29 protein-coding genes and 1 riboswitch are annotated in these 25,023 nt (G+C 38.8%); of the genes, 13 read left to right on the top strand and 16 right to left on the bottom strand.

What is annotated here, in order from left to right; genetic code table 11:
- Positions 1-123 precede the first annotated feature (123 nt).
- Complete coding sequence (locus tag PSE69_RS07680) at positions 124-1,515, top strand: L-cystine transporter (protein ID WP_272675199.1); 1,392 nt, start codon at positions 124-126, stop codon at positions 1,513-1,515.
- 281 nt (positions 1,516-1,796) lie between these two features.
- Positions 1,797-2,186, top strand: coding sequence for a YkgJ family cysteine cluster protein (locus PSE69_RS07675; RefSeq protein WP_004919036.1), 390 nt, complete (start codon positions 1,797-1,799; stop codon positions 2,184-2,186).
- A gap of 320 nt (positions 2,187-2,506) precedes the next feature.
- On the opposite strand, the gene PSE69_RS07670 is transcribed toward PSE69_RS07675, so the two are convergent.
- Positions 2,507-3,517 carry a luciferase-like monooxygenase gene (locus PSE69_RS07670; protein WP_004919035.1) on the bottom strand — a complete coding sequence of 337 codons (1,011 nt, stop codon included), beginning with the start codon at positions 3,515-3,517 and terminating at the stop codon, positions 2,507-2,509.
- A gap of 255 nt (positions 3,518-3,772) precedes the next feature.
- Here PSE69_RS07670 and PSE69_RS07665 point away from each other — a divergent pair, with 255 nt between their 5' ends.
- Both PSE69_RS07665 and PSE69_RS07660 read left to right on the top strand, forming a co-directional pair.
- On the top strand, positions 3,773-4,093 hold the full coding sequence (locus PSE69_RS07665; protein WP_088499350.1) for a hypothetical protein: 321 nt from the start codon (positions 3,773-3,775) through the stop codon (positions 4,091-4,093).
- Positions 4,094-4,356: 263 nt separating this feature from the next.
- The gene (locus PSE69_RS07660) at positions 4,357-4,545 is read left to right on the top strand and encodes a YegP family protein (protein ID WP_004919033.1); all 189 of its coding nucleotides are present in this window, start codon (positions 4,357-4,359) and stop codon (positions 4,543-4,545) included.
- Positions 4,546-4,622: 77 nt separating this feature from the next.
- On the opposite strand, the gene PSE69_RS07655 is transcribed toward PSE69_RS07660, so the two are convergent.
- Together PSE69_RS07655 and PSE69_RS07650 are read right to left on the bottom strand one after the other, a co-directional pair.
- Entirely contained in the window at positions 4,623-4,943 is a 321-nt protein-coding gene (locus PSE69_RS07655) for an AzlD domain-containing protein (RefSeq protein WP_004919032.1), read from the bottom strand.
- 2 nt (positions 4,944-4,945) lie between these two features.
- On the bottom strand, positions 4,946-5,602 hold the full coding sequence (locus tag PSE69_RS07650) for an AzlC family ABC transporter permease (RefSeq protein ID WP_014658184.1): 657 nt from the start codon (positions 5,600-5,602) through the stop codon (positions 4,946-4,948).
- 81 nt (positions 5,603-5,683) lie between these two features.
- Between PSE69_RS07650 and PSE69_RS07645 the strand changes: the two genes are divergently transcribed.
- Positions 5,684-6,244 (top strand): helix-turn-helix domain-containing protein, encoded by a 561-nt coding sequence (locus PSE69_RS07645; protein WP_004919030.1) that lies wholly within the window; start codon positions 5,684-5,686, stop codon positions 6,242-6,244.
- 94 nt (positions 6,245-6,338) lie between these two features.
- Here the strand turns inward: PSE69_RS07645 and PSE69_RS07640 are convergent, their stop codons facing one another.
- Positions 6,339-6,689 (bottom strand): hypothetical protein, encoded by a 351-nt coding sequence (locus PSE69_RS07640; protein WP_088499351.1) that lies wholly within the window; start codon positions 6,687-6,689, stop codon positions 6,339-6,341.
- A 113-nt stretch (positions 6,690-6,802) separates the two neighbouring features.
- On the opposite strand from PSE69_RS07640, the gene PSE69_RS07635 reads away from it, so the two are divergent.
- Positions 6,803-6,979: a DUF2526 family protein gene (locus tag PSE69_RS07635; RefSeq protein WP_004919027.1), complete on the top strand. Its 177-nt coding sequence runs from the start codon at positions 6,803-6,805 to the stop codon at positions 6,977-6,979.
- A 464-nt stretch (positions 6,980-7,443) separates the two neighbouring features.
- Here PSE69_RS07635 and PSE69_RS07630 read toward each other — a convergent pair whose 3' ends face one another.
- From PSE69_RS07630 to crcB, 4 genes are all read right to left on the bottom strand, one after another.
- On the bottom strand, positions 7,444-8,628 hold the full coding sequence (locus PSE69_RS07630) for a M20 family metallopeptidase (protein ID WP_004919023.1): 1,185 nt from the start codon (positions 8,626-8,628) through the stop codon (positions 7,444-7,446).
- A gap of 68 nt (positions 8,629-8,696) precedes the next feature.
- Positions 8,697-9,935, bottom strand: a complete 1,239-nt coding sequence (locus tag PSE69_RS07625; protein WP_223854756.1) for a Zn-dependent hydrolase — start codon at positions 9,933-9,935, stop codon at positions 8,697-8,699.
- 3 nt (positions 9,936-9,938) lie between these two features.
- Positions 9,939-11,162, bottom strand: a complete 1,224-nt coding sequence (locus PSE69_RS07620; RefSeq protein WP_272675198.1) for a hypothetical protein — start codon at positions 11,160-11,162, stop codon at positions 9,939-9,941.
- Between the two features lie 871 nt (positions 11,163-12,033).
- On the bottom strand, positions 12,034-12,414 hold the full coding sequence (crcB, locus tag PSE69_RS07615) for a fluoride efflux transporter CrcB (protein ID WP_014658179.1): 381 nt from the start codon (positions 12,412-12,414) through the stop codon (positions 12,034-12,036).
- A gap of 104 nt (positions 12,415-12,518) precedes the next feature.
- A riboswitch (Fluoride riboswitch) is annotated at positions 12,519-12,590 on the bottom strand.
- A gap of 365 nt (positions 12,591-12,955) precedes the next feature.
- Between crcB and fetA the strand changes: the two genes are divergently transcribed.
- Entirely contained in the window at positions 12,956-13,609 is a 654-nt protein-coding gene (gene fetA, locus PSE69_RS07610) for an iron efflux ABC transporter ATP-binding subunit FetA (protein ID WP_004919017.1), read from the top strand.
- Positions 13,610-13,618: 9 nt separating this feature from the next.
- A complete protein-coding gene (gene fetB, locus PSE69_RS07605) occupies positions 13,619-14,395 on the top strand; it encodes an iron efflux ABC transporter permease subunit FetB (RefSeq protein WP_004919013.1) in 777 nt (258 codons plus the stop codon).
- Between the two features lie 168 nt (positions 14,396-14,563).
- On the opposite strand, the gene PSE69_RS07600 is transcribed toward fetB, so the two are convergent.
- On the bottom strand, positions 14,564-14,953 hold the full coding sequence (locus tag PSE69_RS07600; protein WP_004919010.1) for a hypothetical protein: 390 nt from the start codon (positions 14,951-14,953) through the stop codon (positions 14,564-14,566).
- A 1,122-nt stretch (positions 14,954-16,075) separates the two neighbouring features.
- Between PSE69_RS07600 and PSE69_RS07595 the strand changes: the two genes are divergently transcribed.
- Complete coding sequence (locus tag PSE69_RS07595; protein ID WP_004919006.1) at positions 16,076-16,366, top strand: hypothetical protein; 291 nt, start codon at positions 16,076-16,078, stop codon at positions 16,364-16,366.
- 173 nt (positions 16,367-16,539) lie between these two features.
- Here PSE69_RS07595 and PSE69_RS07590 read toward each other — a convergent pair whose 3' ends face one another.
- Positions 16,540-17,280, bottom strand: a complete 741-nt coding sequence (locus tag PSE69_RS07590; protein WP_004919004.1) for a YnfC family lipoprotein — start codon at positions 17,278-17,280, stop codon at positions 16,540-16,542.
- Positions 17,280-18,314, bottom strand: coding sequence for a LacI family DNA-binding transcriptional regulator (locus PSE69_RS07585; protein ID WP_041705293.1), 1,035 nt, complete (start codon positions 18,312-18,314; stop codon positions 17,280-17,282). The genes PSE69_RS07590 and PSE69_RS07585 overlap by 1 nt, the downstream gene beginning before the upstream one ends.
- 233 nt (positions 18,315-18,547) lie before the next feature.
- Here PSE69_RS07585 and PSE69_RS07580 point away from each other — a divergent pair, with 233 nt between their 5' ends.
- Genes PSE69_RS07580 through PSE69_RS07570 form a run of 3 tightly spaced genes read left to right on the top strand, consistent with a single transcriptional unit; the run spans position 18,548 to position 20,565 of the window.
- Complete coding sequence (locus PSE69_RS07580) at positions 18,548-18,991, top strand: PTS sugar transporter subunit IIA (protein WP_014658177.1); 444 nt, start codon at positions 18,548-18,550, stop codon at positions 18,989-18,991.
- 18 nt (positions 18,992-19,009) lie between these two features.
- The gene (locus PSE69_RS07575) at positions 19,010-19,297 is read left to right on the top strand and encodes a PTS sugar transporter subunit IIB (protein ID WP_004918996.1); all 288 of its coding nucleotides are present in this window, start codon (positions 19,010-19,012) and stop codon (positions 19,295-19,297) included.
- Between the two features lie 11 nt (positions 19,298-19,308).
- Positions 19,309-20,565: a PTS ascorbate transporter subunit IIC gene (locus PSE69_RS07570; RefSeq protein ID WP_014658176.1), complete on the top strand. Its 1,257-nt coding sequence runs from the start codon at positions 19,309-19,311 to the stop codon at positions 20,563-20,565.
- 41 nt (positions 20,566-20,606) lie between these two features.
- Here the strand turns inward: PSE69_RS07570 and PSE69_RS07565 are convergent, their stop codons facing one another.
- From PSE69_RS07565 to PSE69_RS07555, 3 genes are all read right to left on the bottom strand, one after another.
- On the bottom strand, positions 20,607-21,419 hold the full coding sequence (locus PSE69_RS07565) for a bestrophin-like domain (protein WP_076914600.1): 813 nt from the start codon (positions 21,417-21,419) through the stop codon (positions 20,607-20,609).
- 280 nt (positions 21,420-21,699) lie between these two features.
- Positions 21,700-22,269, bottom strand: coding sequence for a TetR/AcrR family transcriptional regulator (locus PSE69_RS07560; RefSeq protein WP_225829579.1), 570 nt, complete (start codon positions 22,267-22,269; stop codon positions 21,700-21,702).
- Positions 22,270-22,735: 466 nt separating this feature from the next.
- Positions 22,736-23,086 (bottom strand): phage holin family protein, encoded by a 351-nt coding sequence (locus PSE69_RS07555; protein ID WP_004918982.1) that lies wholly within the window; start codon positions 23,084-23,086, stop codon positions 22,736-22,738.
- A gap of 546 nt (positions 23,087-23,632) precedes the next feature.
- On the opposite strand from PSE69_RS07555, the gene PSE69_RS07550 reads away from it, so the two are divergent.
- Positions 23,633-23,899: a LysR substrate-binding domain-containing protein gene (locus PSE69_RS07550; protein ID WP_230088948.1), complete on the top strand. Its 267-nt coding sequence runs from the start codon at positions 23,633-23,635 to the stop codon at positions 23,897-23,899.
- 46 nt (positions 23,900-23,945) lie between these two features.
- On the opposite strand, the gene map is transcribed toward PSE69_RS07550, so the two are convergent.
- Positions 23,946-24,740 carry a type I methionyl aminopeptidase gene (map, locus tag PSE69_RS07545; protein WP_004918978.1) on the bottom strand — a complete coding sequence of 265 codons (795 nt, stop codon included), beginning with the start codon at positions 24,738-24,740 and terminating at the stop codon, positions 23,946-23,948.
- Entirely contained in the window at positions 24,733-24,939 is a 207-nt protein-coding gene (locus tag PSE69_RS07540) for a ParD-like family protein (protein ID WP_014658170.1), read from the bottom strand. The genes map and PSE69_RS07540 overlap by 8 nt, the downstream gene beginning before the upstream one ends.
- Positions 24,940-25,023: the final 84 nt, after the last annotated feature.

Genomic DNA, 25,023 nt, shown 5'->3' with positions numbered 1-25,023 from the left:
ATAAGAATTGTCTTTTATCTGCTGATAACATATAACCAGTTGTTAGGATGAGCTAATTCCTTATAACCTTTAAGGTTTACAGCGCTAATAACATAATTCAAAAAACTGCGATTGGAGTTCGGAATGAATATTCCTTTAATTATTAATGTGCTTGTCTTTGTAGCACTGCTCATACTACTGGCAAAACTAGGGGCAAAAGGCTGGAGCCTGTCGAAAAAAGTTCTATTAGGTCTGGTTTTTGGTGTGGCATATGGCGTCGCTCTCCATTTGGTGTACGGTACTAATCACCAAACACTGAAAGACTCTATTCTCTGGTTTAATATCGTGGGTAATGGCTATGTACAGCTATTGCAAATGGTGATTATGCCATTAGTTTTCGCATCGATACTGAGCGCGGTCGCACGTCTGCACAAGGCATCATCGTTAGGTAAAATCAGTTTCTTAACTATCGGAACACTGTTATTAACCACTGCAATAGCCGCACTTATTGGTATTTTGATTGCAAATCTTTTTGGCTTAACTGCCGAAGGTTTGGTTCAAGGTCAACAAGAAACTGCTCGCCTTGATGCAATTCAAAATAATTATGCGGGCAAAGTGTCTGATCTAACTGTTCCACAACTTATTTTATCATTTATTCCTAAAAACCCATTTGCTGATCTGACGGGCGCTAGCCCAACATCTATTATCAGCGTGGTTATCTTTGCTGCCTTCTTGGGGGTTGCTGCTCTGCAATTACTCAAAGATGACCAACAACGTGGTGAAAAAGCGCTCGCGGCTATCGATGTGCTGCAAGCTTGGGCAATGAAACTCGTCCGTCTAGTTATGCGCTTAACACCTTATGGTGTCATGGCGTTGATGATCAAGGTTGTTGCAAGCTCTAACCTATCAGACATCATTAATCTAGGCACATTCGTGATAGTGTCGTACGTCGCACTAGCACTGATGTTTATCGTTCACGGTATTTTCATTGCGGTAACAGGCCTCAGTCCTATTAAGTTTTTCAAAAAAGCAGGCCCTGTATTAACATTCGCGTTCACAAGCCGTTCGAGTGCCGCCAGTATTCCTCTGAACATTGAAACTCAAACTCGTCGCTTTGGTGTTCCTGAATCTATCGCCAGCTTCTCGGCTTCATTTGGAGCGACAATCGGTCAAAACGGTTGTGCTGGTATCTATCCCGCTATGTTAGCTGTTATGGTTGCCCCCACCATGGGCATTAACCCATTTGATCCACTGTGGATTGCGACATTAGTTGGGATTGTTACTGTTAGCTCAGCAGGGGTTGCTGGTGTTGGTGGTGGTGCAACATTTGCCGCGCTGATTGTACTCCCTGCTATGGGGTTACCTGTCACACTGGTTGCCTTACTGATCTCCGTCGAACCTCTGATTGATATGGGTCGTACCGCCCTCAACGTCAGCGGCTCTATGACAGCGGGCACGGTCACTAGCCAATTAATGGGTGAAACTGACAAAACCATCTACAACCAAGAGGATGATGGTGAGCTAAAACACGTCTAATTTACATTAGCGTAATTTAAGATAAAATTATCCACTGACTGCACCCCAAAAGTTGCAACACGACTGATTAAGGTGCAGTTTTTGTTTTTTAAAATTCTAATCGAATTTATTTATCGTATAGATAATGAGAAATATCAGTATGAAACACTGAAAAATCTTGCCAATCGGAAATAATACGTAAGATAATAGCGTTTGAGCAACGATTCTAGGCCTCCTGCCTATGTTGCGTCAGCCCGTTTTCTGCGGGTCATTATTTCCAAAATTTTTTAGTGATTTTATATATGACCAATATTACTCATATAATAAAAACTGATCCTGAAAATAATCCCTGTGTAAGTTGTGGTGCTTGCTGTGCTTATTTTCGCGTCTCATTTTATTGGGCAGAAAGCGAAAGTGGTGGTGGCACGGTTCCTCAAGATCTCACTGAGCAAATAACACCATTTATGAGTGCAATGAAGGGCACCAATCAAAAACACAATACACGCTGCACAGCATTAACCGGTACGGTTGGTGAATGTGTCTCTTGTGCTATCTATAGTCAAAGGCCTACCCCTTGCCGCGAATTCGAGCAATCATGGGTTGATGGCGTTCATAATGAAGCTTGTGACCGAGCTAGAGCGGCTCATGGTCTGCCCCCTCTTGAACCCCATCTGCCACAAATCGCTTGTTAGCCGTCTATGACCCAGATTATTCTGGGTTATCTCACTTATCCTCTAAAATAATAGCTAAATGCTACCACGTTGAACGTACTCTGCCATTTTGAGTCGCCCTCTAGCATTGGGAAAATAAGTCGATTCATTGTGCTCAATTGACAGAGCATCGTTTAAAAACCAGCGTCTTGAATGCAATCTAGCCGAACAGAAGAAGCTTGGGTCTACAGGTCAATACCTCTCGTTATCGCCTGTAGCCCATAAAAATGCGGTTAACTCGTGATGCTAAACGGATTTTATATTAATGGGATAAATAGTGTCGCTACCGCTATTCATAAGCGTTACTGCTCTCTCAGCGCCTGCATTGCTTGCATCGCTAATTCAAATGAATATAAGCGGGCTTGATGATCAAAAATTTGCCCATTAACCATGATTTCATCCGCTTGAGTTTGACGTAATACGGATGCTAGCCCATGGCGAATTTTGGCTTTATCCCCCACTAATGACATCCCGAGTGCTTGTTGCACGCCAAATTGTTCAGCAGGCGACCAAATTTTCCCCATATCTTCCACTGGAGGTGGTAATTGTGCAGGCTGACCTCTACGTAACATCACAAAAGCTTGCTGCATAGATGTAAATAAAAACTCCGCATCACGAACAGTATCAGCAGCAATAATATTAATACAAACTATTGCATATGGCTTAGCGAGCCTAGATGAGGGCGTAAAGTTTTCCCGATACGTCTGTAATGCCTGTAATAACAAATCAGGGGCAAAATGAGAGGCAAAGGCGAAAGGTAACCCCATTTGAGCTGCAAGTTGCGCACTGTATAAACTTGATCCTAGCAGCCACACAGGTATCTTTTCACCATAACCGGGAACTGGCCTGACAGGAGGATTAGGATCTGTTGCATCAAACCAATTCACCAACTCAGCCACATCGCGAGGGAAATTATCAATATCATGACTCATATGGCGACGTAACGCTCTCATGGTTTGTTGGTCACTCCCAGGCGCTCGACCGATCCCTAAATCAATTCGATTAGGATATAACGTATTCAATGTGCCAAACTGCTCAGCGATCACTAGCGGTGAATGATTGGGTAACATCACGCCCCCAGAGCCAAGATGCAGTGTTGTGGTATTGGCGGCAAGGTAACCAATCAACACCGAGGTGGCGGCACTGGCAATTCCCGTCATATTATGATGCTCTGCAAGCCAATAACGGTGGAAGCCAAGTTTCTCGGCCAATTGGGCTAAATCTAAAGAGTGAGAGAAAGCCTCCTTCGCAGAAGCGCCTTGTGGAATAGGTGCGAGATCTAATATTGAAAATGGAATTTGTATCTCAGACATAACGGCTCACTTTGTTGCTATTTTGTTATTTAACTACCATGCTAATCGATTATCATGCCGCCTTCCAGCCACTCAGTAGACACCGCACAAGTGATGCTTTTTTATAGTCCTTGTCGATACGAGCGGGGCTAATTAAGTAGAAAATATGGAAAAAGTGCAGTAATTGTGAAGCTTCGGTCAAAGGCAGTAAAAGCGATTGCGGCAAAAAATGAATTAATTGATTATCTGAATCAATACAAATAAGAGGATATATCAATGAACAAACTAAATTCTGGTTTACTTGCTCTCATGTTAATGTCTGTTGGATTTGCCGCAGCAGCCAATGGCCCTGATAACCGCTCTTCACGCCCACATATGGGGAACCACCACAATGTGTTGTTTAGTGTTGCTCAACAAACAACGACACCGAATGAGACATTGAAAAAATTAGCGAATGACGCACCAAAAGCGGCTGATGGTAAACGTTACCTTGTTAAAATGAGTATTATTGAAGTGCCTGAATATGTGCCAGCAAAACAGAAACCCACATCACAACCAACAAAGAGTGCACCAGCACCAGAGCCTGCTGCACAATAAACGCTAAAATAAAATATCTATAGATGCGACCTTTTAGATTAATATGCAGAATCAAATAGCATCTATTCTTCATATTCGTTATCTTAAACTAACAATAATTAGTTCTATTAATCCTACGATTGCCTCTATGTTATAGAGGCTTTTTTTCAAATTAAATAGGCTCTAAAACTAGTAAATTTGCCTATTTATTTCTAATCTTAAGAGGCAATAGCGAGTATTGCGACATTCTGAGTGTCCACTTTATACCATTTTTGGAGTCAATCATGGGTTATTTTGAACTGAAAAAATCAACAAAAGACACCGCTCAGCCTTATTATTTTGTTCTTAAAGCGGCCAATCATGAGATTATCGCCAGTAGCGAGATGTATTCAACTAAACAAGCGGCATTAAAAGGGATTGCTTCTGTCCAAAAAAATGCAGCAACGGACGAAATCAAAGATCTTACCGTTTAATTTCCATCCACTCGTTTTATCAAATTATTGTGAATTAAACGCCCTTGTCCGTTTGAACGGGGCGTTTTAAGCTAATATCAAAAAATTAAGCGCAGTAATGCGGTCACCACAGAAGCAGATAACACAATGACAATAAAAGGTTTTTGATACCAAGTAAGCAATCCGGCTACACACACACCAATTATTTTAGGTATATCCGAAAAATGGTCACCTTCAAATACTGTCGAAGTCATCGCAACTGAAAACAAGATCACAATAGCTGCTGCTGAAAACAGAGCCTTGCTATTATCTGATAAAATAATTTTTCCTTTGAGCAAGGCACCCGATGAGCGCATTAGATAAGTGCCCACTGCCAGCAATAAAATTCCACTCAAAATCAGCCATGGGTTATCCATCATTATTAACCTCTCACATATATAACTAAGCTTAATAAGGCCAGTAATACGGGGATCCCTGCTGGTAAAAAGGGAGTAGCGATCACGGCAATCACAGCACCAACGATTGCCGCTAACCGCAATCGCTTATCTTTCAATGCGGGTAATGAAAGCGCCAATATAATTGCGGGGAACATCGCATCCATACCAAGTGTATGAGTATCTTGAATAAAGCTTCCTACACCTTCACCAATCAATACGCCTATTGGCCAACAAATTAATATCCCTAATCCGCATAACCAAAATGCCGCTCTTTTTTCTTTTTCAGTTTCCTGAGATAACCCAAATACCACACTTTCATCATTCATAATATGATAGCCCAATAGCGCTTTTGGGCCTTTCCCCGCTAACTCACTGACGGCAAAGCTAAATGGAATATGCCGTGAATTCACGAGTAACCCCGCCAAGGCAGCAGAAATAGGGCTTCCGCCTGAAAAAATGACTCCAATAAAAAGAAATTCTGACGCCCCTGCTAACACTAAAATAGAAAGAGTCAAAGGAACCCAAAAATCAAATCCTTGAGAATGCGCTAGTGCCCCATATGAGATGCCGACAATTAAATCCGCAAGACAAACCAGTGCAATGTTTTTTACCGTGCTATGATTAAGCGTTGAGGTTAGCATAATGAATCGTTCGATATATAATACGTTCGTTCATTATGTCGGTAGTTATCTAAAAGTGCAATCAAAATAGGAAACTAAAACTTGAGCTCCTTCACTCCACCTATTGAGTTAATCGCCAAAGCATTAGTCAGAGAACGGCAAAAAAGTGGTCTGTCACTCTCCGAACTCTCTCGTCAGGCGGGCATTGCTAAATCGACACTCTCGCAACTAGAGGCCGGAAATGGCAATCCAAGTATTGAAACTCTATGGGCTATCTGTGTCGCTTTAGATGTGCCGTTTTCTCGATTAATTGAAGATAGACATGAGCCAGTCACCGTCATTCGCCATGGTGATGGTATTCAAGTCAGTGCTGAACATGCTAATTATCTCGCTTTTTTACTTTCAGCAGCACCCGCAAACTCACAACGTGATATCTATACTGTGGTTGCTGAGCCTGGGCGAGATCGTATTTCAGAACCTCATATGCGTGGTGTGAGTGAACATATTATTTTGATGAGCGGTCGTGCCATGGTTGGCCCTTTAGATAACCCAACAGAGTTGTTTCCCGGTGACTATATCCACTACCCCGGTGATGAGCCGCATATTATGCGAGCACTTGAGCCAAATACCATGGCTGTCATGATCATTGATAAACAAAATTAGATGTCTACCATTTGACGCATACTCAATAGATAGAGCCTCAGTTATCACATAAGGCTCTATCTGAGTTTTTATCTAATTAAACGCTAGCAAGCGCCTATTCCCAAAAGTAGATATTTTTCTCTTGCCACCCTTTTCTTTTCATACAACTCATATATTCGCGATGGCGGCTATCCTTATTCACATCCAAAACATAACTTTCCGTCTTGGGAACTTTTTCCTCATAAGTTTTCTCTTTACCGCATTCATCGTTTTTCTTGCATTTTTTCGTAATTGTTTCATACACCGTTCTTTGGGCGACTTCGTTACGAACTGGAAATCGCTTAAAAGAATCAAATTCACATTGTGAATCTGCCTCTTGGTAAGTCCATTCCACAGAGCCTATTGGTTCCCATTTTGATGTACAAGCACACAGTAGAAAACACAGCAGTATAACGGTTAATTTCAATATCTTATTCCTATGCTAGATGTAATAAAAAATAAATCATCGACAGCCACAATAAATAATACTACCCACATTCCATGTGTTATAATTTTTAATCATGTCTATTGGAGATAGTTATGCAACACTACGACAATATTGTTAAACACGTTGACGCACTATTAGCAGAAAACTCAATCTCAAATATGAATATATTACTGGCACAGCTTTCTCACGACGCTCAATTAACACAAGAGCAACGTTTCGAGCAGCAACAACGTTTAAGAAAAGCGATATTTAAACATCATGAGTCTTAGCTTAATTGTGATGAGTTTCAATTATTGTTACTCATCACAATATAAGTAAAACTTCACCGAATTATATTAATGAAAACAAGCATGTCAATAAAATAGGCCACTTAAGTGAAATATACAATCATTTGTTTATATTTGACTATGCGTATTTTGGTAAAATATTTTAAACACTATATTAATAATTTATTTATTCGTCGCAAAATCACCATTTTTAATAGAATAAAAATAAAAACGTTCTCTCTCTTTATATTTATAGCTAAATTTTAATCTTAATACTTCACGTATTCTAAAAATTTTAAATTGCGTCTCTTTTAGGGGAGATGATATTTATGGCTAGATTTATTTTTGATGTTCACAATATCCATCAAGGTATCTTGTGATTTAACGATGAGATAAAACGATTCTATCGGCAGGTAAGAATACAAATAAAACCTTGCCGCGATTATCGCGACAAGGTGAACCATCAACTAGAAATTATCCTGTTGTAAATAGGACCATGCATATTGTGCATACAGTTCAGCTCCCGTTGCCATTGCGTCTTCATCAATATTAAAACGCCCATGATGGTGCGCCCACTGTGTATCTTTATCAGGGTTTCCTGAACCTAATAAAGCAAAACAACCTGGAATATTTTCGATATAAAAACTAAAGTCTTCGCCACCTGTCGTTGGTTTTTCAAACATCAACGCATCTTCACCAAATGCTTGTGTAATGACAGATTGCGCCAATAGCGCACTACGCTCTTCATTGATCACAGGCAGTGTTCCATACGTATAAATAACTTCTGCTGTAGCCCCATACATCGCTGCGGTATGTTCTGCATAACGTCTGATAGCCGCTTCAATACGATCCCGAGTTTCGATATTAAAACAACGTACCGTTCCGTCTAATACTGCATTCTCCGCAATAACATTAAAACGCGTTCCCACGTCCATTTTACCGATACTGACCACTGCAGACTCAAGTGCCGATGTTTCCCGTGAAATGACAGCTTGTAAGTTCATCACAAAAGAAGAAGCCACAACAGCCGCATCGACCGTTGCTTCAGGCATCGAACCATGGCCGCCACGTCCTTTAAACTTCACGACAAGTAAATCCGCCGACGCAAAGGTTCCCCCCACATTACAAGAGACTTTCCCAGAGGGGGTTGTAGACCAAATATGCATCCCAAAAACGTTATCAACATTGTCAATTGCACCTTGCTTGACCATTTCACGTGCACCTTGAGCAATCTCTTCCGCCGGTTGGAAAATCAACCTTACGTTGCCTTTCAAATCTTCACGAATTTCATACAACGCTTTTGCCGCCGTCAGTAACATAGAGGTATGCGCATCATGACCACAAGCGTGCATTTTTCCTTGATTTTGAGACTTATAGTCTAATGCATCATTCAGCTCAAGTACGGGTAGCGCATCGATATCAGCTCGTAATGCAACGGTTTTTCCCGGTTTACCGCCCTTAATTTCCGCGATAATGCCTGTTGGCTCTGTTAAACGATATTCGATACCGATTTTACTTAACTCTTCCGCAATCCGTTTAGTGGTTCGTACTTCTTCCCATGGCAATTCAGGGTGTGAATGCAGGTCTCGACGAAATGCAATCATATCTGCGGTATGTTTTTTGATCGCTGCTGTAATTGTTGTGTTTACCATTTTTCTACCTTTACCTTCTTATGCACAGACGCCTTCATCTGCTTAATCACATAATACTTCTCTTCACTTTAACACTCTGTTAGCGAACGAACCGTCGCGAACATTACATCGGCTCCTAGCGCAATTTGTGCATAATCCGTCCATTCATCAGGGTGATGACTTAACCCATTACGGCTAGGCACAAAAATTAGCCCCGTGCGCGTAATACCGGCAAAAATCATCGTGTCATGTCCTGCACCACTGACCATAGTGCGATAACGCAAACCTTGCTTTTGTGCATGTTGTACCATCAATTGATGGATTTCAGGGGCTAATTCGGTAGGAGACACATAAAGAGGCTGAACGATATCACTTTGAATATTGCCTTTAGCACTCTCTTGTTTCACCAATGCAATGATCTGCTCGATGGTGTTACGCAAAGCGGATTCATTTCTTGAGCGAATGTCGACGCTAAAAGTCACTTCACTTGGGATCACATTTGCGCCATTTGGTAAGACGTTTAATCGCCCTACTGTTGCAACCGTATTATCCCCAGCGGCAGTAGCAATATCAGGAATTTGGCTAATGATACGGCTAGCGTTGACTAATGCGTCAGCGCGCATATCCATTGGTGTCGTTCCTGCATGTCCCGCCTTACCGCTTAGCTTCACTTCCAGTTGTGCAATACCAACAATAATATCTACAATTCCAATATCTTCATTGGCCTGCTCTAGCACTGGACCTTGTTCAATATGCAATTCTAAAAAAGCTTTGACTGATGAAGGTGCCAGCACCGCCTCTGCCGCCTTATCTGCATTAAAGCCCGCATCTGCCATGCGTTGCGCTGCCGAAACACCCTGCCTATCTTTCAGTTGATATAGCGTTTGAGTTCCGATAAGCCCAGTAATGACACTTGATGCCATCAAGCCACGACCAAAACTCGTTCCTTCCTCTTCGACTAATGCGATCACTTCAAGAGGGTAACGGGGTTGCAATTGTTGTTCACGAATACGCGCAACCACATCTAACCCTGTCACAATTCCTGCCGGGCCATCAAAAGCGCCGCCATGGGGAACAGAGTCAAAGTGTGAACCAATAATCACAGCAGGCAATCCCTCCTCTGAGCCTTCTAAACGACCATAAATATTACCGATGGCATCTTCTCGAACTTGCAAGCCAAGTGCACGCATTTGCTGTTTTATATAATCACGTGCTTGCTTATCTTGCTCGCTATAGCTCATTCGTGTCGTTCCTTGACCCGGCGTTGCTGTAAATTCAGCCAATTGTTCTAAATGGCGTTGTATTCTTAATGTACTTGTTTCCATCATCATTTACCCTGCAAGCGGTGTAATAAAACCAACCATAATCCCAGCCAATACCACAGAAACCATGGTTACTGAGATAAATCCACCGACTAACATCGGCCCTAACATATGTCCGGTCAAAATTTGACGCTCTTTCTCATCTTTGGTCAGCGCATTGATGGCTTCATTCGTAATGATATAGTCGGCAGGGAAGCCATACAGTGCGGTTAACGACACGGCAAAGGCCATCTCTTTAGAGACACCCAGTATTTTTCCCACAATCCACGAAGCTAAATACATCCCAATAACGGCTGCAATGATCAGCACCAACATAGGGTAGACAAGCCTTAATAACATGTCTGGGGTTGCATGATTCAGAGTGTCAAAAATAAATAGCATTAACGCCATAATGGCAAAACCAAAACCATTCGCTTTTTGTAGCGGTTGTCTTTCCAAAAAGCCCAGTGACGATGCAATAACGCCAAATAGTAAACATAATACAAACGGGCTAATACTCACGATAGGTGCTGCCCATGTAGAAACTAAATAAGCAAGGTACCCCACCGCTGCTAAGCGCAAAAACTTGAAGTAACTGGTATTGTAGTGAGAAGGAATTTTTTTAAATAATCTCGGCATCTCATCTTCTGAAACAACTGTTTTCACTTCAACATTATCGGCCCCTTCAACCGATAATGACGCCTTCCACTGACCATGACGATATTGCTCAAGCACTCGACGCCCTTCACGTTTTAACATTACCGCTGTCAATGGATAACCCGCAAACCCCTGCATAACGTAAATAAGGATGGCAAAAACCGATAGGTCAATAAGACCCGCATCAGCAGCACCTTTAGACATGATCAAGGATGACACAATACCACCGACTAATGGAGGGATCGCCACTAATACCGTATTCAGGTCAAATAACACCATTCCGACAGCATAAATAAAAACAATGATGCCCAAGATCCCTGATAACGAAATTAAAATGGTTTTCCACTGCCGTAACAGCTCTTTGAGTGATAGCAGCATTCCCATATTAGTAATTAACAGATACATCAACATCACCGCCACGACTTGCGGTATTCCGGCAATGCTGACGATATCTTTAGGGAAGAATGTCCAATAACCGAATAGGAATAAAACAGCACATACAAATACGGAAGGGATCCACGCTTTGGTTCTTACTGCAATAGCATCCCCAATGTATAAAATCAAAACGATAATAAACAGTGCTAACATCTGTGACATAACTTTTCCCCGTCAATATCTGTTTCTAATTCAATTTTCTTTAGATGATAAATTTTATTATTTATTTTTATACAAAATATATTTTTAGTGATGGTGTGATATATAGCCAAAATTAAGATTATTTCGCTGCTATTAATAAAAAACAGCAGTAAAAATCATAATATCATCGAAAATCAATATGTATAGATAACGTTCTAGAAGAATGGGCGAATAGCAAAATAGAAGACTCATCCCCTTAGCAGTGACAAATGACACCATAGCGTCATATAACATTAGAATTAGTCTGTTTTTTAGCTAAAGAGCAGCGTTATCGTTCTAATTAAAGCTCATTAACAATGAATAACACTTTAGTTTATTTATTAATCAACGGGATTATATTCTGTTGTCAGATGGAGAGTTTGCAAAAAATATACTTATTATTTTTAGAAAAGAATAATTTTGTAGGCAAGTAAAAGCAGTTATTCCAAACAATCTACTTTATTACTAATTTGTTAAATTTAACCCTCGAAACGTGTTTTTTTACTCACAATAACCATAAAATGACGACTAACCATCACTAAGATCACATACTATCTGGTGATATTTTATCCAAAAATAATGGGGGATTTATTGTCGAGATAGTCTTTAATAATATCATAGCTAAAGTGCGTTAGATTTCTTTAGTCATCCTTTTAGCCATAATGGAAAAATAACCACCTCAAAATACACCATCGTGGAACGACAGACTATTTATTGCTGTTGATCTCGATTTTACAGATCAATTGGGGAAATATTTTACGATTGCCGCTCTCAACACAGCAATATCAGAAGATGATTATCGAATGCCTAACAACCACATTTTTCACCTACATCTATCTACCCTACTCGTTGATTACGACTGAGTGAGCCAGTGGTGACTCATCATGCCTAAAAAAGTAAAAATGAGTGCGCCTATGACATGAATGGCGATTGTGCTCAATGCAACCATTAACTTCCCTTCTTGGATCAACGTTAATACTTCCAAAGAGAAAGTGGAAAATGTAGTAAACGCGCCACAAAAGCCGGTGACAATAAATAGTTTATAATTGGGGCTAATATTGGCATTGGCAAAATAAGAAATGGCAAAACCGATAACAAATCCCCCGACAAGATTGACAAAAACAGTTCCCATCGGAATATTTGGGTATAAGTTATTCAGCTTCAGCCCCACAAACCATCTTAGCCAGCCACCTAAAATTGAGCCTAATGCGATAGAAAAAAGTGATGCATACATACGAAGCCCCTTATCGCGCTTAAGGGGATAAATGAACGGGATCTCTCTCATTTATACCCCAAATATTCAGGGCACATAATACCTGTACCCTATCATTTAAAAAGGTGAACGCAGGCATCATCAGCCCTTTATTTGGACGGTTTTTAAACAGGAGGAATGCCATCTCCTTTTGTTAGAATATCTGCAATTAACAACAAGGTAAATAGCCCCAGCTTTAAGAATTTCTCTTGTTAAACACAATGTAACGTTAATTTCTTTGCACTACCATTAATGACATTCCTATTGCTACATATCGTTATTTGATTAAGCCATGTAATATGGTTTAAAAACCATCAATAGATGTATTTTCTTAATCCTAATCATCTTCTTTATTTGATCCCTGCTCCGCTTAATATGTCAATCTTAGCGTGAATGGCGCATAATATTTTGGATTACAATACAAGGTAAATTCCTTGTTCCGTTTCATGTCGCGAGCAAATCAATGATCAATTATAAAATTGCCTGCATGACGTCACATTAACTCTATGGGCTAAGCGTAAAAATGGATAAAAACCGCGGTTTATTGCAATTAGAAAATATTGGATATGTTATTGATAACAAAACAATACTAGATAAAGTTCAGTTTGATTTATCGGCTGGTGAATTTAAACTCATTACGGGGCCTTCGGGATGCGGTAAAAGTACGCTACTTAAGATCATCTCTTCATTACTTTCCCCTACCTCAGGGCAAATTATCTTCAATGGCAATGACTATTCAACCATCCCCCCTGAGGAATATCGCCAACAGGTTTCTTATTGCACTCAAACCCCCTCTTTATTTGGAGCCACCGTTTACGATAACTTATTTTTCCCTTATCAGATACGTAAGCTACCGTTTAATAAAGATAAAATTTATAAAGACCTTGGTTACTTTTCTTTACCCGATTCAATATTAGAAAAAGGCATTAATGAATTATCTGGTGGAGAAAAACAACGTATCTCGTTGATTCGCAACCTTCAGTTTCTACCAAAAATATTACTGTTAGATGAAATAACCAGCGCATTAGACGAAGCAAATAAAGTAAAAGTTAATGAGCTAATCCACCAATTAGCGACACAACAAAATATCGCTATTCTTTGGGTGACTCATGATCAGGATGAAATTGCACATGCTGATGACATTATTACCCTTCCCGTCCATAATGCAGATAAATAGGAATGAGTCATGCACCAACCCACTATTACCAATGAATCTCTGGGCTTTTCTATTATGCTTGTTTTGGTCGCTATCTTTATCAGCCATAAAGAAAAACTGGCATTAGAAAAAGATATTATTTGGAGCACTCTACGCGCTATCATCCAGCTATTGATTGTTGGCTATATTCTAAAATACATTTTTAATGTTGATCATGAAGTTCTGACTATCGCGATGGTGATGTTTATCTGTTTTAATGCGGCTTGGAATGCCAAAAAGCGCAGTAAATATATTGATAAAATCTTTTTGACCGCTTTTATCGCCATTACCTCTGGAACACTCTTAACCCTATTAATACTGATCATCACAAAAGCAATAGCTTTTACCCCGATGCAAGTTATTCCAATCACAGGCATGATCGCAGGAAACGCCATGATTGCTGTCGGTCTGTGTTTCAATAATCTAGGCCAACGATTTAGTAGCCAACAACAACAAATACAAGAGATGCTAAGTTTAGGTGCAACACCTAAGGTGGCCTCTATCGCCATTATTCGAGACAGTATTCGCGCATCCTTGATCCCGACTGTAGATTCCGCAAAAACCGTCGGTATTGTCAGTTTACCCGGTATGATGTCTGGATTAATTTTTGCTGGGGTTGATCCATTAGAAGCAGTGAAATATCAAATCATGGTCACTTTTATGTTACTAGCAACAGCCAGCTTATCGACCATTTTGGCAGGTTATATGACCTATCTTAAGTTTTACAATAGCCGCCATCAGTTATTAATCAATACATTAAATAAATAACAATAAAGAAAACGCTTGATGATAGCGACGTTATCAAGCGTTAATCTTTATAGCCAGTTAATTTACAGCTTTGCTAATATTCAAGCCTTTCCTGTAGATACCTAATAATATTAAACAGTTATTACTTTACGTTTTAAATGTTAATAAAAAGTAAAATAAAATATCTATTTACTGACAATATCTTGTCCATAAAGATTCCATGACCGATAAAGGTAACAAATCATAATCACCTTCTACGAGCGGAATCGATAGTGCAATCCTGCCATCTTGATTTTTATACGTTTTTACGGCAAATCGCTTATAACCCTCGATTTTTGCATTTTTAACACGCAGTACTTCACCACAAACATAGCCGACCTCCCCTTTATCAGCCGTTGAGCGAATAAAATTATACTTAATATTCCTAAATGATGCGGATTCAGGATAAGACAAGTAATCTGCCACATTGTATTTGGCCAATTTAATCAGATCTGGGTTTGGCTTATAATTAACCATTACCCCTAATAAAAATGAACAACCAATAAGTAATACAGTAATGAGCAATTTAACCATATTCATACTTTTCGCTCTTGTATAACACAACGAGTAATTTGATAATAAAGACAGATCACTTGAACAGTAGGTATCTTAATCAAGTATTTCTAAATAATATGGATTGAGGTGCTATTTCTAATAGAGATATACATCCTATTAATTACTTAAAGTTACCTTACTATATAAATTAAAATGAACTCTCATCGATTAAAAAATCCTTACAATATAATAGATAGTAACAATTAAATGCTCGCCATTTCAGTCTTTACGCATTCCTTCACACAAACCGAGAGTAATCCTAACAGTAATAATGTTTAAAAATAAGAGTCAGCAATACAGCAAACTGTTACAATTTGTGTCTTCCTCCCAAAAAGAACTCTTGGGTATAACACTCAAAATAGTTATTTAATTTAAGTATTAATCATATTTCATTTTCAAGCATGAATAAACATAAATAAATTATTCAATTAGATAATATGTATTACAGAGTATTAACCAACCCTAAATAGGAGTAGATTGATCATAAAAAAATAAAAACTGTCCTCTCAATTGCAATATATTCTGCAACCTATTCTGTTTTTTAGTGTTTATCACATGATGCTTTTGCTGATATTTGCTTGTATGTATCTTGTTTTCAAGATAACCGACATGAAGAAAATCCTCAGCTAAATGATCAGTTACCCTCTTTAGTTGTAGTGTGTTTCTTTATGTCTTTTTATACAAAGTACTCACCTGCATTCTGTCATTAACGTTCTCTATCAATTTTGAACGGGTACGATGATGCAACTTTCCTCTCTCGCGTGGAAACATGCTGTAGTACTACATGCCCATATCCATAAGCTAAATGTTACAACAGACACTAAACATAAAAATAATTTACATATAAACTCAAAAACAACTACTCTTATTGCGAGTATTTGTGTTTCTTAATGCCATATTCATTATGAAAATTAATGATTTTGAGGGAGGTTAGCGACTAGTAAGAAAGGGGCGATTAAATAAAGGCCATACCAGCAAACAACAGCAAATACAGAATATTCCTATAAATAGCCCTTTGATTGAAAAACTAAAATTTTACGGCTAATTTTGACAATAGATTTTATTTTAGTCCGGTAGCATCTACGTGTCTCTCTGATAGGGTGTACCATGACAAACATTCAATTGCTATTACTTGCAACCAACAATTTTAACGCAAGTGCTCCTCTCTCCCATACACATGCATCGTATGTATATCAATTTTATTACGCGCAGATTGCTCACAAGCAGTTAAAGCTTAATGATTTTATGAAGGGATTTATCGAACAAGTTGAACCTATATTGAAAAATAATAGCGATTTATACGATCGACGCGACGAAATCTACCAATTAATTCAAAGCTACTTGCAGCAAGCAGAAACGCGTTTTATTCAAAGAAAAATGCAAATTAATAAAGAATAATATTAAAAAGCGCCTCCTTAGTTTTCACTTAAGAGGCGCTCATCGAAAAAATGTGAGTTTCATTAAATAGACACAAATTCAAGTGCCGTGACTTCTTTTAACGATCCCCTCCGCTTTTGCATGGCACACAAGCTAACTGTTATTTAATCAATAAGTTAATCTTGTGCTTATTGTCACTCCTCAAACTGTGTGTCAATCACGACAGATTGCCGTTGAGTTTGCATCTCTCCATCAACATCATATTTGGTCAAAATTTGACAATTTGTTGGTGCACCAAAATGATTATATTGGCATTTTCTCTCAGAAATATAGCCCAAATCACCTAACATTTTCTGCTCTATTTGAATATCCGCATAACGGTTTATATCAGCTAATGGCTTGAAGAGAGTTTGCATATATAACTGATTTTTATCATAGTAATTCATTTCCTGTAACTCACCTAAATTACTATATACTACCTTATCAACGGTGCCGTTATCCTCTTTAGAATGGATACTCTTAATGTAGTTACGTTCATCATATTCAAAATACGTCGTACCATAAGAGTCTTTTTGGGATATAAAACGGCACTGTTCGTCTAAATCGATGATAATTTCCCCTTCATTGCTGCTGCCCTTCAGTTGGTTATTATCTCTTTTGAGTTGAATATGCTGTTGTATGCCATGAGAAATTGATTCAAAGCTTTCAATGCAACTCTTTTGATCCAATTTTAATTGGATATCCTGTGTCACCGTCTTATCTTCGGTATAAAAAGTCGCTTTTATCTCTTTCACTGGGCCTTTTACTAATACCCCACTAAACAATACATATATATTCTGTACTGCTGGTAAATATCCTTTCGCTATCGATGCCGCTGATACCGTTGATGTTGATAAACCCAATAATGTTAACAAAAAAACAACAAACTTCATCATTATGCGCTTTGCCTTGCTTCGAATTTATAGGGAAAAATAATTTCTTCTTGTTGATGCGGAGAACCACTATCAGGTTCAGCTAACCATTTTTGTAATTTTTTCGCCGTTTCTTTCGCCATTTTATTGTAATCAATACGCACCGATGTTAACGACGGGTGAATATAATCACAATTAGACGACCCTTCAACACAAGCCACTGCCAACATAGAAGGCACTTTAATTAACCTTCTTTGGCATTCAAACAAAACACCTAGCGCAATCATTTCATGACTGCATATTACTGCATCTAATTCCGGCTGCCGAGTTAACATTTCACTAATCGCTTGACGACCAAAATCCATTGTCGCCACATACGGTGTCGTAATACTTTGCTCTGCGCTATGATAATGATTTAGCATCGCTTTAGTCCAACCACTCAGTTGTTGGCTCTGTATTTTGCTATCCATCTGAGCACCAATATAGCCTATTTTCCGATATCCCTTTTGCAACATGTAGTTGGTTAGAAAAAATACGGCTTCACCAATATTACTTCTTATATTTAATGAGAATAGATGACTCGACTCCCCCGCCACACCAATAACAGGAATATCAAGGTTTTTGAGATAACTAAATACGCTCTCTGAATTAATCCCACCAAAAATAACCACAGCAGCAGGGTTACTTTGCAGTAACGTAAATAGGACTTCAGACTCTTTTTTCTGCTGATAGTTATGACTACCAATAACAACCTGATAGCTATTTTTATTGAGGACCTCTTGTAATGGTTGCAGAAATGCAGAGCTTGCGTAATCCCTTAATGAAGGCACCAATACAGCAACTGTGCGACTTTGACCTGATGCCAATATACCTGCGGCTGAATTTGGTATATATCCTAGCTCAGTGATTGCTTCATTGATTTTTTCTCGCAGTTTATCTGAGACCAAATCAGGTGTACGCAACGCTCTAGATACAGTCATTGAACCAACGCCTGCATATTTAGCCACATCCTGTAGCGTAACTCGTCCTGTATTCTTTCTCTTGCGTATTTTTTCCATAAAAAATTATTTTTTGCTCTATTCACTCTTATCTCACTATAACTTACCACAGGTTAGTTTTGTTCATGAGTGGACTTTCGTGTTCTTGAGTTTTTATTGGCTTTATTTATGCGAAATGATAGCGCTATCACGAAAATGAATAATTCGACTAGATAGCGCTACCATTGATCACTACTATGCCCTTAGTTAGAAAAAAAGCTAAAAATAGTTTTACACCACCAGGAGCAAACTTAATGTTAACCACATTATTGACCCCCAACGTCATTCAGGTTGTTGAAAGTGCCACCGATTGGCGCGATGCGATCCAAATCGCTTGCGAACCACTCCTCAAAAACCACCGTATTCAACAATCTTATGTTGATGCCATCATTCATTCACATGAAAAGATTGGTCCTTACTATGTACTAGGCCCAGGCATTGCAATGCCACATGCTCGCCCTGAAGACGGCGTCAATCAGCTATCTCTTGGTCTTACCGTTATTAAGCGCGGTGTCGAGTTTGGTGCCGATGGCAACGATCCCGTTAAGTTATTAATTGTTCTTGCCGCAACCGATAGCAACAGCCATATCGGCGCTATCGCTAAACTCGCTGAACTTTTTGATAACCAAGAAGATATTGACAACATCATGCAATCAGAAAACGTCGATGACATCCTCAACATCATCGCGCGTTATTAATTATTAAAAGGAAACAATATGAAAATTACAGTCGTATGCGGAAATGGTTTAGGCACTAGCCTAATGATGGAAATGAGCATCAAAAATATTTTAAAAGATCTTCAAGTCAGTGCCGAGGTTGACCACGTTGATCTTGGCTCAGCTAAAGGTACCGCCAGTGATATTTTTGTTGGCACCAAAGATATTGCCGAACAATTGGTTGCTCAACAAGTTGCTGGAGAAATTGTTGCTTTGGAAAATATGATAGACAAAGTGGCAATGAAAGAGCACTTAAGTGTGGCTTTACGTAATCTCGGCGCACTATAAGCGGAGGCTGTATGTCATTTTTTCGTTTTCTGATGCAAGATGTGTTATCTGAACCCGCTATTTTAGTGGGTTTGATAGCGCTTATCGGCCTTATCGCTCAAAAGAAACCCGCCACCGAATGTATTAAAGGCACCATCAAAACCATTATGGGTTTTGTGATCTTAGGAGCGGGTGCTGGCTTAGTTGTTAGTTCATTAGGCGATTTCTCCGCTATTTTCCAACACGCATTTGGTATTAATGGCGTCGTTCCAAATAACGAAGCGATTGTTTCTATCGCCCAGAAGAGTTTTGGCCGTGAAATGGCAATGATCATGTTCTTTGCCATGTTAATTAATATCTTAATTGCACGCCTCACCCCTTGGAAATTTATCTTTCTCACAGGGCATCACACACTCTTCATGTCGATGATGGTTGCCGTAATTTTAGCAACAGCGGGTATGGAAGGCACTCTGTTAGTGGTTGTTGGTTCATTAATCGTCGGCTTTTGTATGGTGTTCTTCCCAGCCATTGCACATCCATACATGAAAAAAATCACTGGCTCTGATGACGTTGCAATTGGTCACTTTTCAACGATATCGTATGTCCTTGCAGGTTTTATTGGCAGCAAATTTGGCAACAAAGAACATTCTACTGAAGATATGAATGTGCCAAAAAGTTTGCTTTTCCTACGAGACACGCCAGTTGCCATCTCATTCACTATGTTCATTATTTTCATTATTACCTGCTTATTTGCGGGAGGAGATTATGTTCGTGAAGTCAGCGGTGGCAAAAACTGGTTTATGTTCTCATTAATGCAATCCATTACATTTGCTGCGGGTGTTTACATTATTCTGCAAGGTGTACGTATGGTAATTGCGGAGATCGTACCCGCATTTAAAGGGATTTCGGATAAATTGGTTCCAAATGCTAAACCAGCGCTAGACTGCCCTGTTGTTTTCCCTTATGCACCAAATGCCGTGTTAGTCGGCTTTTTAAGCAGTTTTGCTGCGGGTATTATCGGTATGTTCATACTGTATGCGTTGAATATGACCGTCATTATCCCAGGTGTCGTGCCACACTTCTTTGTTGGTGCAGCGGCGGGAGTCTTTGGTAACGCAACAGGAGGTCGCCGAGGCGCTATTTTAGGTGCCTTTGCACAAGGTTTACTCATTACCTTCTTACCTGTCTTTTTATTACCTGTCCTTGGTGACATTGGTATCGCTAATACCACATTTAGTGATGCAGACTTTGGTGCTATTGGTATTCTTTTAGGCATTATTGTCCGCTAACCATAGTGCCCCGTAATACTTCCGTTACGGGGCATATTTATTTAATCAAGTTTCCCGACTAACGCCCCTTCTTTAAATAAGAATTCCTGTAATGATATTAAATCATCCGGCGTCACATGAATGACCCCCTCACCGGGAATATCAATTTCTGCGATCATAAATAGTGCCAGTGTTGTTAATGATGGCAATATGAGGATCAGCCAGTTTTTACCTTTAGTTCCTCGAATGTTATAACCAATTAAAACGTTAGAACAAATCGCAAAGAAAATTAATAAGAACCATGCTGCATTCGGTATTTGATGCCGCCAACTCGCCATCGTTTTTTGTTGTGAAAGATAAAGATCACTAAATGCAGTTAATACCGAGGCGATCACTGGATTTGGTGATTGATTTGCCTCTTTAACCGCAATTTCCCACAAGGTAGCTTGTTTTTCTAATGAGACTCTCCGCCATTGATTATTTTCATCGCTGACACCTGATTTAAAAAATTCAATTCTCGCCTCTAGGTACTGCTGCAATAAATGGATTGCTTCACGTCTGTCACTGCTGTTTAATAATTGCGCTCGTTGGTAAGCATTCCCTATCGCAATCGCTTCATTCTCTTCTGTTTGCTGACGATTGTTGTAGCCACTGATCGAGATTGAGAGAACAAAACCAATCAATAAGCCTAATAACGATAAGATAGCCCCTAATATAATTTTTGCTTCGTCATCAGCAATATCATCATTAAGCTTCTTACGCTTAAAGATAAATTTACCGATATAAGCTGAAATAATGAGCAAGAAAAATGTAATTATAAACAATAAGATAGAGTCAATTGGTGTATCATTAATAAACTCGGAAAAATTAAACATAAAACATGTCCAGACAAGTAATTTTCCGATGATATAACACATCCAGAATAAATTTTTCTAGCTTTTTCACTGGCAAAAATCAGTTTAGATTTTAACGCTAAAATGTCATCATCAAACGATAAAAACATGATAGTATTAACGATTCAATCATAAAAAACAGTCGCTTAACCTACTGTTTTTTAGTCACTTTTAGATATGTAATTTAACTTCAGTACAAGACAGATTTAAATGACAGCATCCTTCTATTTCTAGAAGGATAGAAGAGTGATTAGATACGGTGTTATTGAACTAAACCGAGTAACTTTTGATAAAGTATTGCGCCTAATGTGTTCTCATCATATTCAAGGCTCGATGCAAGCTCATCGACGGCAGCGTGCATGCTGTGATACAGCATAGAGCTAACCAGCCCAATTGGCTCTGCTGACCAAACACCTTGCGCCTTTCCATGTAACAAGATTTTTTTCACTTGTGAAATTGCCCGCTGTTCATGTACGTTGCTACACGTATGAAAACTTTCATGAAATAGCATGTCATGAATACGTCTTTTTTCAACATAGTATTGTACGCTGCTTTCACACCACTGGCTTAGCATCGCTTGACTGTCCACCTTCTCTTTCAGTGCATCATCAATTTTTCCCAAATACCATGTCATATAACGCTCGCGCAAAGCCTCTAAAATCTCATCCTTCGATTTAAAGTAGTGGTAAAAAGTACCTTTCGCCACATCGGCTTGGCTAACTATTTCACTCACTGTTGTCTCTAAAAAACCTTTCGTGAGAAATAAATGCTCAGCAGCATTCATTAAATCATCCAATCTCTCTTTTGCGGGTTTTGTTCTCGGCTTTTTCATTGGCTCCGTCATCAGCTTAAACCTTTTAAGTTAATTAGAGATAATGCAAAGAGTAATAGATTTTATGGTTTCACACAAACTTCCTACCGCTTTAAGCTAGCCAGAGAAATAACATGTTTAATAAACAAACAAAACACGAGATCTTACCCATCATTGCGGAACACCACAAGATTGTTCTCTTTTAGAGCATAAAATTAGCCATTATGGAGTTCATTAGCATTTGATTAATGATATCAATATACTTCTTCTTATATTGATACCGATGCAGTAAAAAATAAATAATTCTCTTATTGAAGGGATCAGAGATGATAGTTAGGTAATCATTAAATGGTAATTAAGATAGCAGTAGAATTATAATCGTTTTAAATAACAGTATCTTCTTAAGGTAGGTATCTCGATAAGCCTCATTTTGGGCTTATCGTACAACTTATTTCTGATAAGAATGATTTTTCTATACTTCAAAATATTATTCTTTATTTCTATAGCGTTTTTGAATTGCAATCAACATCGAATCAATAACCCAACTGAGCTTCTTTGTACCCAGGAAACCTATCATCGCACCACAAAACTCGGCAAGTGATGACCAAGCATCAGAATAATTTAAATAGACAAGTAACCATTGAAGCGCTCGAATAGCACTGACTGTAATAGCACCACATATTACAGCTTCTGCTAATGATTGCCATGTACTTTTACTCTCTCGCCACTCTCTAACAAATGCAATCAACGTTGCTAACATAACACCACTTAATAAAGGTAAATTGAGTTGAACCCAGCGGAAAACTTGCGCCCAAAAATCGATATTTTTTTCATGCATAATGGTACCTCCTAAATGGAGTGCTAGTTTATTGTCAATAAATGAAGCCCCCTTATTGTTTATATAAAACTATCGAAATAATGGGCATCACAATCATATGATATTAAATATTAATTATTTCAATAGTCATTAAAATTAATTTCACATTCTACTTATGTATCGTAATAACAAAAGAATAGTATTACAAACATTGTGAAAACCAAGCCAAATAAGATTAAAATAAAATCACAATCATTAATTGTTTACATATCTTAATTTATATTATCTAATATAAACTAGCATACAGAATGGATCCTTACACAAACTCTTCTCGACCTAAATATGCTATTTCTTTAGTCATTAATAATTATTACTCTTCAAATGACAACACAAAAAATATAACCCTACTGACAACAAAATATTACCTTTATGATTATCATTTTAATTATCTTTTTTTATGTATTGATAATACACGCCTAAAATAATCAATAGCAACCCTATCGATTGTAAGAGTAAATGATTTCCAGCCTGCCTGTTGATGATATCTAAGATAAAGCTTGATACGACTTGACCAATAATAGCGAAGCGACTGTTCAAGGAGTGGGAATTTCGCTGCTAACCTGCTTTATCGCCGCCCCTTATATTGAAAAAGGTATGCTAACCCCTTTACTGACGGATTACTCATTGCCAGAACACTCTATTTATGCGGTTTATCCTAATAGACACTATTTACCCCATAAAACAAGAATGGCTATCGATTTTCTGTTTGAAAGACTGAATCCCAAGAGCGAATATGGCCAGCGTTATGAAATTAATTATTATGCTTCGCGATAACAGTCTGAAAGCCGCACTCGCGGCTTTGCAGAGCCATCGTCAAATTTTAAAGATGATGTTTTGCGACAAATGCTTTTTCTTCATCGCGTAAAGTTAAAACTTCATAACCGGTTGCGGTCACTAAAACAGTATGTTCTGATTGGGCCGATAATTTTTTATCTCGCGTCACAACTGTCCAACCATCTTTTTTGGTCTTAATTTTCATACCACCTTGGTTGATCATCGGCTCTATTGTGAATGTCATCCCTTCTTTTAAGGTAACCCCTTGCCCACGTACACCATAATGTAGCACTTGTGGAGCTTCGTGCATTTCACGGCCTATACCATGACCACAATATTCACGAACCACGCTATAACCATTTTTTTCTGCATGGTGTTGGATTGCAGAACCAATATCCCCTAGTGTTGCCCCTGGTTTGACTTGTTTGATCCCTTCCCACATAGCCTCATAAGTATCCTTAACAAGTTTACGTGCTAATGGTGAGGCTTCGGGCATCACATACATCTTACTTGAGTCTGCAATAAAGCCATTTTTCTCTAATGTGATATCAACATTGATAATATCTCTGGCTTTCAAATGTTCATCAGCTTTCGGTACGCCATGGCACACCACTTCATTAAGGGAGGTATTTAATACATATTGATAGCCATACTGGCCTTTGCTGGCTGGTCTCGCCTGCAATTCATTAACAATATAATCTTCAACCTTGTCATTAATTTCCATGGTCGTAATACCCGGCACAATAAAAGTATCTAACATCGCAAATACTTTGGCTAATAAACGGCCGGATTCACGCATCAATTCAATTTCTTCAGCTGTTTTGATTGTGATATTACTCATGGTACTTCCCTTTATGGTTAACAGATTCTTTTTCTAGCATTTCGCTGATAAGCGTTGTGAAGGTTTTATCGGGATTTAATTCGGCTTGGATACCTATTTTTATCCAAAATTCAGCCTGAGAATTGATCGAGCGTGACATCACTTGGCTAGCACGGCGCAAATAGTCATGCAGATCATCTGAAATTTTCACGATTCCCAAGACAGCACCTCATTAACATATAAAATATTACGATTTATATATAAACCATATAATAACTAAGATGAGAAAGATAGTCATTCAATG

It is taken from the genome of Providencia sp. PROV122, from assembly GCF_028482365.1.
Classification (GTDB): domain Bacteria; phylum Pseudomonadota; class Gammaproteobacteria; order Enterobacterales; family Enterobacteriaceae; genus Providencia; species Providencia stuartii.
The sequence above is the reverse complement of the archived record's forward strand: the minus strand, read 5'-3'. Positions and strand labels throughout refer to the sequence as shown.

Bases quoted from the DNA above. Each gene is read 5' to 3' on its own strand.
- PSE69_RS07680 (WP_272675199.1), top strand. From the start codon at position 124: ATGAATATTCCTTTAATTATTAATGTGCTTGTCTTTGTAGCACTGCTC.
- PSE69_RS07675 (WP_004919036.1), top strand. From the start codon at position 1,797: ATGACCAATATTACTCATATAATAAAAACTGATCCTGAAAATAATCCC.
- PSE69_RS07670 (WP_004919035.1), bottom strand. From the start codon at position 3,517: ATGTCTGAGATACAAATTCCATTTTCAATATTAGATCTCGCACCTATT.
- PSE69_RS07665 (WP_088499350.1), top strand. From the start codon at position 3,773: ATGAACAAACTAAATTCTGGTTTACTTGCTCTCATGTTAATGTCTGTT.
- PSE69_RS07660 (WP_004919033.1), top strand. From the start codon at position 4,357: ATGGGTTATTTTGAACTGAAAAAATCAACAAAAGACACCGCTCAGCCT.
- PSE69_RS07655 (WP_004919032.1), bottom strand. From the start codon at position 4,943: ATGATGGATAACCCATGGCTGATTTTGAGTGGAATTTTATTGCTGGCA.
- PSE69_RS07650 (WP_014658184.1), bottom strand. From the start codon at position 5,602: ATGCTAACCTCAACGCTTAATCATAGCACGGTAAAAAACATTGCACTG.
- PSE69_RS07635 (WP_004919027.1), top strand. From the start codon at position 6,803: ATGCAACACTACGACAATATTGTTAAACACGTTGACGCACTATTAGCA.
- PSE69_RS07630 (WP_004919023.1), bottom strand. From the start codon at position 8,628: ATGGTAAACACAACAATTACAGCAGCGATCAAAAAACATACCGCAGAT.
- PSE69_RS07625 (WP_223854756.1), bottom strand. From the start codon at position 9,935: ATGATGGAAACAAGTACATTAAGAATACAACGCCATTTAGAACAATTG.
- PSE69_RS07620 (WP_272675198.1), bottom strand. From the start codon at position 11,162: ATGTCACAGATGTTAGCACTGTTTATTATCGTTTTGATTTTATACATT.
- crcB (WP_014658179.1), bottom strand. From the start codon at position 12,414: ATGTATGCATCACTTTTTTCTATCGCATTAGGCTCAATTTTAGGTGGC.
- fetA (WP_004919017.1), top strand. From the start codon at position 12,956: ATGGATAAAAACCGCGGTTTATTGCAATTAGAAAATATTGGATATGTT.
- fetB (WP_004919013.1), top strand. From the start codon at position 13,619: ATGCACCAACCCACTATTACCAATGAATCTCTGGGCTTTTCTATTATG.
- PSE69_RS07600 (WP_004919010.1), bottom strand. From the start codon at position 14,953: ATGAATATGGTTAAATTGCTCATTACTGTATTACTTATTGGTTGTTCA.
- PSE69_RS07595 (WP_004919006.1), top strand. From the start codon at position 16,076: ATGACAAACATTCAATTGCTATTACTTGCAACCAACAATTTTAACGCA.
- PSE69_RS07590 (WP_004919004.1), bottom strand. From the start codon at position 17,280: ATGATGAAGTTTGTTGTTTTTTTGTTAACATTATTGGGTTTATCAACA.
- PSE69_RS07585 (WP_041705293.1), bottom strand. From the start codon at position 18,314: ATGGAAAAAATACGCAAGAGAAAGAATACAGGACGAGTTACGCTACAG.
- PSE69_RS07580 (WP_014658177.1), top strand. From the start codon at position 18,548: ATGTTAACCACATTATTGACCCCCAACGTCATTCAGGTTGTTGAAAGT.
- PSE69_RS07575 (WP_004918996.1), top strand. From the start codon at position 19,010: ATGAAAATTACAGTCGTATGCGGAAATGGTTTAGGCACTAGCCTAATG.
- PSE69_RS07570 (WP_014658176.1), top strand. From the start codon at position 19,309: ATGTCATTTTTTCGTTTTCTGATGCAAGATGTGTTATCTGAACCCGCT.
- PSE69_RS07565 (WP_076914600.1), bottom strand. From the start codon at position 21,419: ATGTTTAATTTTTCCGAGTTTATTAATGATACACCAATTGACTCTATC.
- PSE69_RS07560 (WP_225829579.1), bottom strand. From the start codon at position 22,269: ATGAAAAAGCCGAGAACAAAACCCGCAAAAGAGAGATTGGATGATTTA.
- PSE69_RS07555 (WP_004918982.1), bottom strand. From the start codon at position 23,086: ATGCATGAAAAAAATATCGATTTTTGGGCGCAAGTTTTCCGCTGGGTT.
- map (WP_004918978.1), bottom strand. From the start codon at position 24,740: ATGAGTAATATCACAATCAAAACAGCTGAAGAAATTGAATTGATGCGT.